This window comes from Saliterribacillus persicus (assembly GCF_003337485.1).
Classification (GTDB): Bacteria; Bacillota; Bacilli; order Bacillales; family Amphibacillaceae; genus Saliterribacillus; species Saliterribacillus persicus.
In genome coordinates this window covers 1-7,399 of sequence record NZ_QPJJ01000027.1, presented here as the reverse complement: position 1 = coordinate 7,399, position 7,399 = coordinate 1, and the positions used below count along the sequence as shown (strand labels likewise).

Here is a 7,399-nt window from a genome sequence, read left to right as displayed (position 1 = left end):
ATCCCTCAGAGACGATGAGGTAGATAGGTTCGAGGTGGAAGCGTGGTGACACGTGTAGCTGACGAATACTAATCGATCGAGGACTTAACTAAACACAAAATGTTTGATTTGTCATACACCTTATCTAGTTTTGAAGGTATATTCCTTCATAAATATAAAGTCTGGTAGCAATAGCGAAGAGGTCACACCTGTTCCCATGCCGAACACAGTAGTTAAGCTCTTCAGCGCCCATGGTAGTTGGGGCTTGCGCCCCTGCGAGAGTAGGACGTTGCCAGGCTTTATCAAATTTATATTATCGCGGGGTGGAGCAGTCTGGTAGCTCGTCGGGCTCATAACCCGAAGGTCGCAAGTTCAAATCTTGCCCCCGCAACCAATTTAATTTAAAAATAAAGTAAAATTTAATATTTGGTCCGGTAGTTCAGTTGGTTAGAATGCCTGCCTGTCACGCAGGAGGTCGCGGGTTCGAGTCCCGTCCGGACCGCCATTTTTATATTTACTTGAATATTTACATATTAGCGCTTGGATAATTTTTATTATCTTAGCGTTTTTTTTATCTTTATAATTAAGAAAAATCTCTAGCTAACTATTTTCTATTTGGTTAGTGTTTTGCTATGATAAAGAGACATTACTAAAATTAAAGAGGTATTTCACATGGATGAATTTGACTTTATCAAATCGATACAACCTAGCTATCATAAACAAGCAAGTCTTAAAAAGGGGATAGGTGATGATGCAGCCATCATTAAAGAAGGGTATCAAAATATAATAACAACTGTTGATACCATGGTTGAAAATATTCATTTTTCAAGAAAAACTACTAAACCCTTCGATATTGGTTATCGTGTGCTTGCAGCAAATATCAGTGATATCGCAGCAATGGGTGGTACACCGACATTTTATTTGGTTTCTATCGTGATACCAAAAAGCTGGTCACATGATGAGTTAAAGAAAATATATCAAGGGATGGAAAATTTGGCTGATGTATTTCACATGGATCTATTAGGAGGAGATACTGTTTCGGGTGATCAATTGGTAGTCTCGGTAACAGTTCTTGGTACCGTAGCTGATCATAAGGAAAGATACAGAAGTCACGCAATGGAAGGTGATTTCGTTTTTGTAACTGGTACTTTAGGAGATGCAGCTGCTGGTTTACATCTTTTACTAGAAGATAGCACACAGCATGAAGGTTATGAATATTTTACAAAAAGACATCAACAACCAATGCCGCGTGTACAATTTATAAATGAAGCTGCTTCTATTACTCGTATTGCTTTAAATGATGTGAGTGATGGAATTGCTAATGAGTTAAATGAAATTGCAGAAGCATCTACCGTTCAAATTAATATCGATTATGAAAGACTACCAAAGCATAAGGCAATGAATCATTTTTCATCTGCACTTCAAGAGGAGTGGCTATTATCTGGTGGAGAAGACTTCGAATTAGTAGGTACGGTTGCAGAGAAAGATTGGGAATATTTACAGGAAGCAGCAAATAAAACAAATACACCTCTAGCCAAAATAGGAGAAGTTATAAGTAGTAATAACTCGCCGTTTCGCGTACAGTTATATAAAAATGGAAAGTATCAGCTACTTGAGAAAAGTGGCTATACTCATCTGAAGTAGGTGAAAAAGATGCAGACATATGTATTTGAAACAAATACGGAAGACGAAACAAAAGCCCTTGCTGAAAGATTGGCGGTGCTTGTAAAGCCAGGTGATGTATTAACACTAGAGGGTGGTCTAGGAGCAGGTAAAACTACTTTTACAAAAGGCTTAGGCGCAGGGCTTGGTGTTAGAAGAACAATTAATAGTCCAACATTTACGATTATAAAAGAATATATGGGAGAGATTCCTCTCTATCATATGGATGTTTATCGACTAGAGGACAGTGATGAAGATATTGGTTTCGATGATTATTTTAATGGTATTGGTGTCACTGTAGTAGAGTGGGCAACCTTTATTGAAGAGTTTTTACCGAAGGAACGTTTAGATATTTCTATCTTCCGTGAAGGAGATCGACAAAGAAAAATATACTTTTATCCAAAGGGTTCACATTATGATTGGATATGTAGGGAGTTAGCTAGATGAATATATTAGCAATAGATACCTCGAATCAAGTGATGACAGTTGCCATTACAAGAGGTGGGGAATTAATAGCAGAAACAATAATTAATGTGAAAAGAAACCACTCTGTAGGTTTAATGCCAGCTATTGATAATCTTTTAAAGGATGCAAATATGTTGCCAAAAGAATTAGATAAGATTGTGGTGGCTAAAGGACCAGGCTCTTATACAGGTGTTCGAATTGGCTTATCCACAGCCAAAACAATGGCATGGACATTAAATATACCTGTTATCGGTGTGTCTAGTCTCGAAATATTAGCACGTAATTTTTTTCAATCACAGGATGTAATCTGTCCTTTCTTTGATGCAAGACGTGGGCTTGTTTATACAGGGTTATATCAAGAAACCAACTTGAAAAAAGAAGAACAGAATCTCCTTTTTTCAGATTGGTTGGTGAAGTTAAAGGATGTAGAAGGGAAAATTTTATTTGTCAGTCCGGATCTTTCCATTCATAAAGAAACAATTAAAGATATATTAAAGGAAAAAGCAGTTTTTCCTCCTGCTATCTTTCATGTTCCAAGGGCAAGTGTTCTAGCTGAAATTGCAGAGGAAAAAGAAATAGAAGATGTGCATGCTTTAACTCCAAATTATTTGAGAATGGTAGAAGCAGAGGCAATTTGGTTAAAGGAGCAAGCAGAAAAAAACAATGACTAATTTATTAATTCGAAAAATGAGTGTAGATGACATTGAAGAGGTAAGTGCGATTGAAAATGAGTCCTTTACGGTGCCATGGTCTAAGAAAACGTATCAAGATGAGCTAACTCTTAACCAGTATGCCAATTACTTTGTGATCCTTTCAAATGACGTAATCGTTGGCTTCTGTGGCATGTGGTTGGTAATAGATGAAGCGCAAATCACCAATATAGCAATTAGAAAAGCATATCGCGGTAAAAGGTTTGGTGAAGCACTCTTTCAATACGTATTAAATTATGCTATCGCGCATCATGCTTCTAGACTCTCATTAGAGGTACGTGTATCTAATCTAGTCGCACAGCGGTTGTACAAAAAGTTCGGGCTCGTGCCTGGTGGAATAAGAAGAAACTATTATACAGATAATCAAGAAGATGCTTTAGTATTGTGGGTGAACTTATGAAGGATAAAGATGTATATATATTAGGAATCGAAACCAGCTGTGACGAAACAGCTGTGGCTATAGTTAAAAATGGTAAAGAAACCATTGCGAACGTGGTTGCTTCCCAAATTGAAAGTCATAAACGATTTGGAGGAGTTGTTCCAGAAATAGCATCCAGGCACCATGTCGAGCAAATTACCATGATTTTAGAAGAAGCACTAACTGAGGCAAACATGACAATGGAAGAAATGGATGCCATTGCAGTCACAGAAGGGCCAGGTCTTGTAGGTGCTTTACTTGTTGGTGTGAATGCAGCCAAGGCACTTGCATTCGCCCATCAGAAGCCGTTAATAGGTGTCCATCATATTGCAGGACATATCTATGCCAATCGTTTAGAGAAAGAATTCCAATTTCCGCTTCTTTCCCTTGTTGTTTCAGGGGGACATACAGAGCTTATTTTGATGGAGGAGCATGGAGACTTTAAAGTTATTGGAGAAACCCGAGATGATGCCGCTGGTGAAGCTTATGATAAAGTAGCACGTACGTTACAGCTACCATATCCAGGAGGGCCTAAAATTGACCAGCTTGCAAAAGAAGGAGAAGCATCAATACTTTTCCCACGAGCATGGTTAGAAGATGGGTCATATGATTTCAGTTTTAGCGGGTTAAAGTCAGCAGTTATTAATACCCTGCATAATGCAAAACAACGAGATAAAGTAATTAAAAAAGAAGATCTAGCTGCAAGTTTTCAGGAAAGTGTTGTGGAAGTATTAGTGAAGAAAACTTTCAAAGCTGCAGAACAGTTTGACGTTAAACAAGTCATTGTAGCAGGTGGTGTAGCTGCTAATAGTGGACTTCGTACTGCTTTAGAAGAAACCTTTGCGGATAAAAAATTCGAGTTAATGATACCACCACTCCCTCTATGTACTGATAATGCTGCTATGATTGCAGCAGCTGGTACCATAGCCTATGAACAAGGGCATCGTGCAGCTTGGGATTTGAATGCTAATCCAAGCTTGGATATAGAAATATACAGTGCAAGATCTAATAAATAATAATAAAAACTATCCACAGATCAAATGTATATTCTGTGGATAGTTTTGTAAAGGCTTGATAAATATAAGGTTAAGGAATTGTAAATTGTGTGCATAACTATACCTAAATCTGTGGATGGTGTGGATAAAACGGTGCATAACTTGCTATTATACGTTTTATCCACTAACACCTCTGTGGATAACATTTTGTCTAAAAACATAAGAAAAAGTAGTTATTTTATACATTAACCTGCATATTTTAAAAACAAAGATGTTATATTAAACGAGAAAAGCCGTCTATTCTGTTTGCAGGTTTTCCCACTCTTCCATTAAGGTTTCCATCTGATTTTCTAAAGCTTGATTTCGCTCGTTTAACGTAAAAGATTTTTCATGATCCTGAAACACCTCAGGCTTACATAATTCTTCCTCAATGGTAGTCATTTCAAGCTCTATTTCCTCAATTAGATTTTCAATCTCTTCTGTTCGTCGTTCAATTTTTCGTTGTTCTTTTTTTGCTTCTTTATCTAAATGATAGTTCTTTTTAGCCTTGTTTTCTTTAGCTGGAACATTCTCATTTTGTTTATTTAAATCCTCTAATTCTTGCTCCTCTTGTTTTTTCTCTAAATAATAATCATAATCGCCAAGATAAAGCGTCGTTTTTTGCGGTTCCATTTCCAACACTTGTGTGGATAACTTGTTGATAAAGTAACGATCGTGTGAAACAAACAAGATTGTACCTGGATAATCTATTAGTGCAGCTTCTAATACCTCTTTACTGTCTAAATCTAGATGGTTCGTAGGTTCATCCAAAACTAATAAATTCGCTTTTTCCATCATTAATTTTGCTAAAGCAAGTCTTGCTTTTTCCCCACCACTTAACGAAGAAACGATTTTTAATACATCATCGCCACTAAAGAGGAAATTACCTAAAATCGTACGAATATCCTTTTCATTCATGTTAGGATAATCATCCCAAAGCTCATGCAAAACAGTTTTGTTGGAATTTAATTTGGCTTGTTCTTGGTCATAATAACCAATTTTTACGTTTGCACCGATTTGAATGGTACCAGAGCTTGGTTTTAAATCATTCGTAATCGTCTTAAGTAAGGTCGACTTCCCAACCCCATTTGGGCCGACAAGTGCCATGCTTTCCCCGCGTGTAATATCCAAGTTTAAATTGGAAAAAATAGCTGGCTCGTCTGATTTGTAACGAAAAGAAAGATCTCGAATTTTTAATACATCATTTCCACTGCGCTTTTCAATCATAAAGCTAAATTTGGCAGAGGCTAAATCTCCATTTGGTTTATCCAGTACATCCATTTTTTCAAGCTGTTTCCGTCTACTTTGCGCTCTTTTGGTAGTGGAGGCTCGTACAATATTTTTCTGGACAAATTCTTCTAACTTTTTAATTTCTGCTTGTTGCTTGTCGAATTGCTTTAAGTCTTGCTCATAATTTGCCTCTTTTTGCTCTAAAAATTTACTGTAGTTACCGAAAAATTTGGCGGAACGATTTCTAGAAATCTCATAGACAATATTTACAGTCTTATCAAGAAAGTAACGATCGTGCGAGACAATTACAACAGCACCTTTGTAGTTATTCAAATAACCTTCCAACCATGTTAATGTTGCAATATCTAGATGGTTTGTCGGTTCATCTAAAATAAGTACATTCGGATTGGTTAAAAGTAATTTTCCTAAAGCCAATCTTGTTTTTTGACCACCACTTAAAGATGAAATCTTAGTGTCCCACATATCTTCAGGGAAATCTAACCCGGTAAGAACAGCCTTAATTTCCGCTTCGTATTGGTAACCGCCCTCAGCCTTAAAATCTTCCTGTTTTTGATCGTATTGCACGAGTAATTGCTGGTAGCCTGCTTCATCTTTCATTCGATCAGGATCACCCATTGCCTGCTCCATTTTTCGAAGCTCTTTTTCACGGGTAATAAAATGTTGGTATATTTGAAGCATTTCCTTCCATATCGTTTCTGTCGATTCTAAACCAGAATGCTGGGCCAAGTAACCAATTGTTACATCCTTTGGTTTATGAATTTCTCCTTCATCATATCCAAGTTTTCCGGATATAATATTAAGAAGCGTTGTTTTACCTGCTCCGTTGCGACCTACAATGGCAATGCGGTCATTATTTTTAATTTCAAGCTTTATATTCGAGAGGATTAATTCTGCCCCGTATCGTTTAACTAAATTGTTAACTTGCATATAGATCATGTCATTCACCTCAATGAATTAAGTGTATCTCATACTAATCTCTACAAGCAAGTGGCGTCTCTGTATTCCGCCCAAAATTTTGTAAGTGAAGCAATTCACGACAAGTTTACATTTTTCTGTTAGAATATAAGGTACATTAATGTTTTTTGAAAAATCTATTCTAATCTAATATAGGTCAAACATTTGAACAGTAAGGGGATTAAAGGATGGCTAATCAACATAAAATACCACAAGCAACAGCAAAACGATTACCTTTATATTATCGTTTCTTAAATAATTTACATTTACAAGGTAAACCACGTGTTTCTTCTAAAGAGCTGAGCGAAGCAGTAAAAGTAGATTCGGCTACGATTCGTAGGGACTTCTCTTATTTTGGTGCCCTTGGTAAAAAAGGATACGGCTATAATGTCGAATATTTATTGGGATTCTTTAGAAAAACGCTGGATCAGGATGAAAATACACCGGTTGCCTTAATAGGGGTAGGTAATTTAGGTACAGCATTTTTAAATTATAATTTCACAAAAAATAATAATACGAAGATTGAATGTGCATTTGATGCGGACAAGCGTAAAGTAGGGTCTAAAATAGGCGATGTCGAAGTTAACCACATTGATGAAATTGAGGAAAAAATAGGTGATGTCAACGTTGCCATACTAACCGTTCCCGTAAGTGTTGCACAACCGATGACAGACAGGTTAGTTAGTGCAGGGGTAACTGGAATTCTAAATTTCACACCAGCAAGAATCACCGTCCCTGACGAAGTGCGTGTGCATCATATCGATTTGGCGGTAGAATTACAATCACTTGTATATTTCATGAAGCATTATCCAACCGATATGGAAGAATAAAAAGGCTCTAAAATATATGTTGGGGTAAAGAAAAAATTCAGACAAATAAAAACACGCAATCTCCTAATTTTGATAAACTTTGTTTAGACCAATAAA

At 36.7% G+C, this 7,399-nt stretch carries 7 protein-coding genes, 2 tRNA genes and 2 rRNA genes; 10 read left to right on the top strand and 1 reads right to left on the bottom strand.

Annotated elements, in window-relative coordinates:
- The 9 genes from DFR57_RS18005 to tsaD form a co-directional block, all read left to right on the top strand.
- Window positions 1-92 (top strand): 23S ribosomal RNA (locus DFR57_RS18005); the annotation flags it as partial.
- 68 nt (window positions 93-160) lie between these two features.
- Window positions 161-277, top strand: a 5S ribosomal RNA gene (gene rrf / locus DFR57_RS18000).
- Window positions 278-296: 19 nt separating this feature from the next.
- Window positions 297-373: transfer RNA gene (locus tag DFR57_RS17995), tRNA-Met, on the top strand.
- A 34-nt stretch (window positions 374-407) separates the two neighbouring features.
- Window positions 408-484, top strand: a tRNA-Asp gene (locus DFR57_RS17990).
- Window positions 485-651: 167 nt separating this feature from the next.
- Window positions 652-1,623, top strand: coding sequence for a thiamine-phosphate kinase (gene thiL / locus DFR57_RS17985; protein WP_114354610.1), 972 nt, complete (start codon window positions 652-654; stop codon window positions 1,621-1,623).
- Between the two features lie 9 nt (window positions 1,624-1,632).
- Window positions 1,633-2,088 carry a tRNA (adenosine(37)-N6)-threonylcarbamoyltransferase complex ATPase subunit type 1 TsaE gene (gene tsaE, locus DFR57_RS17980; protein WP_114354609.1) on the top strand — a complete coding sequence of 152 codons (456 nt, stop codon included), beginning with the start codon at window positions 1,633-1,635 and terminating at the stop codon, window positions 2,086-2,088.
- Window positions 2,085-2,777, top strand: coding sequence for a tRNA (adenosine(37)-N6)-threonylcarbamoyltransferase complex dimerization subunit type 1 TsaB (gene tsaB, locus DFR57_RS17975; RefSeq protein ID WP_114354608.1), 693 nt, complete (start codon window positions 2,085-2,087; stop codon window positions 2,775-2,777). Before tsaE ends, tsaB begins: the two co-directional genes overlap by 4 nt.
- Window positions 2,770-3,216 (top strand): ribosomal protein S18-alanine N-acetyltransferase, encoded by a 447-nt coding sequence (rimI, locus tag DFR57_RS17970; protein WP_114354607.1) that lies wholly within the window; start codon window positions 2,770-2,772, stop codon window positions 3,214-3,216. Before tsaB ends, rimI begins: the two co-directional genes overlap by 8 nt.
- Window positions 3,213-4,250 carry a tRNA (adenosine(37)-N6)-threonylcarbamoyltransferase complex transferase subunit TsaD gene (tsaD, locus tag DFR57_RS17965; RefSeq protein WP_245937521.1) on the top strand — a complete coding sequence of 346 codons (1,038 nt, stop codon included), beginning with the start codon at window positions 3,213-3,215 and terminating at the stop codon, window positions 4,248-4,250. Before rimI ends, tsaD begins: the two co-directional genes overlap by 4 nt.
- Window positions 4,251-4,526: 276 nt before the next feature.
- Here the strand turns inward: tsaD and DFR57_RS17960 are convergent, their stop codons facing one another.
- Window positions 4,527-6,455 (bottom strand): ABC-F family ATP-binding cassette domain-containing protein, encoded by a 1,929-nt coding sequence (locus tag DFR57_RS17960; protein WP_114354605.1) that lies wholly within the window; start codon window positions 6,453-6,455, stop codon window positions 4,527-4,529.
- 206 nt (window positions 6,456-6,661) lie between these two features.
- On the opposite strand from DFR57_RS17960, the gene DFR57_RS17955 reads away from it, so the two are divergent.
- Entirely contained in the window at window positions 6,662-7,303 is a 642-nt protein-coding gene (locus DFR57_RS17955; protein ID WP_114354604.1) for a redox-sensing transcriptional repressor Rex, read from the top strand.
- The last annotated feature ends 96 nt before the right edge of the window (window positions 7,304-7,399 follow it).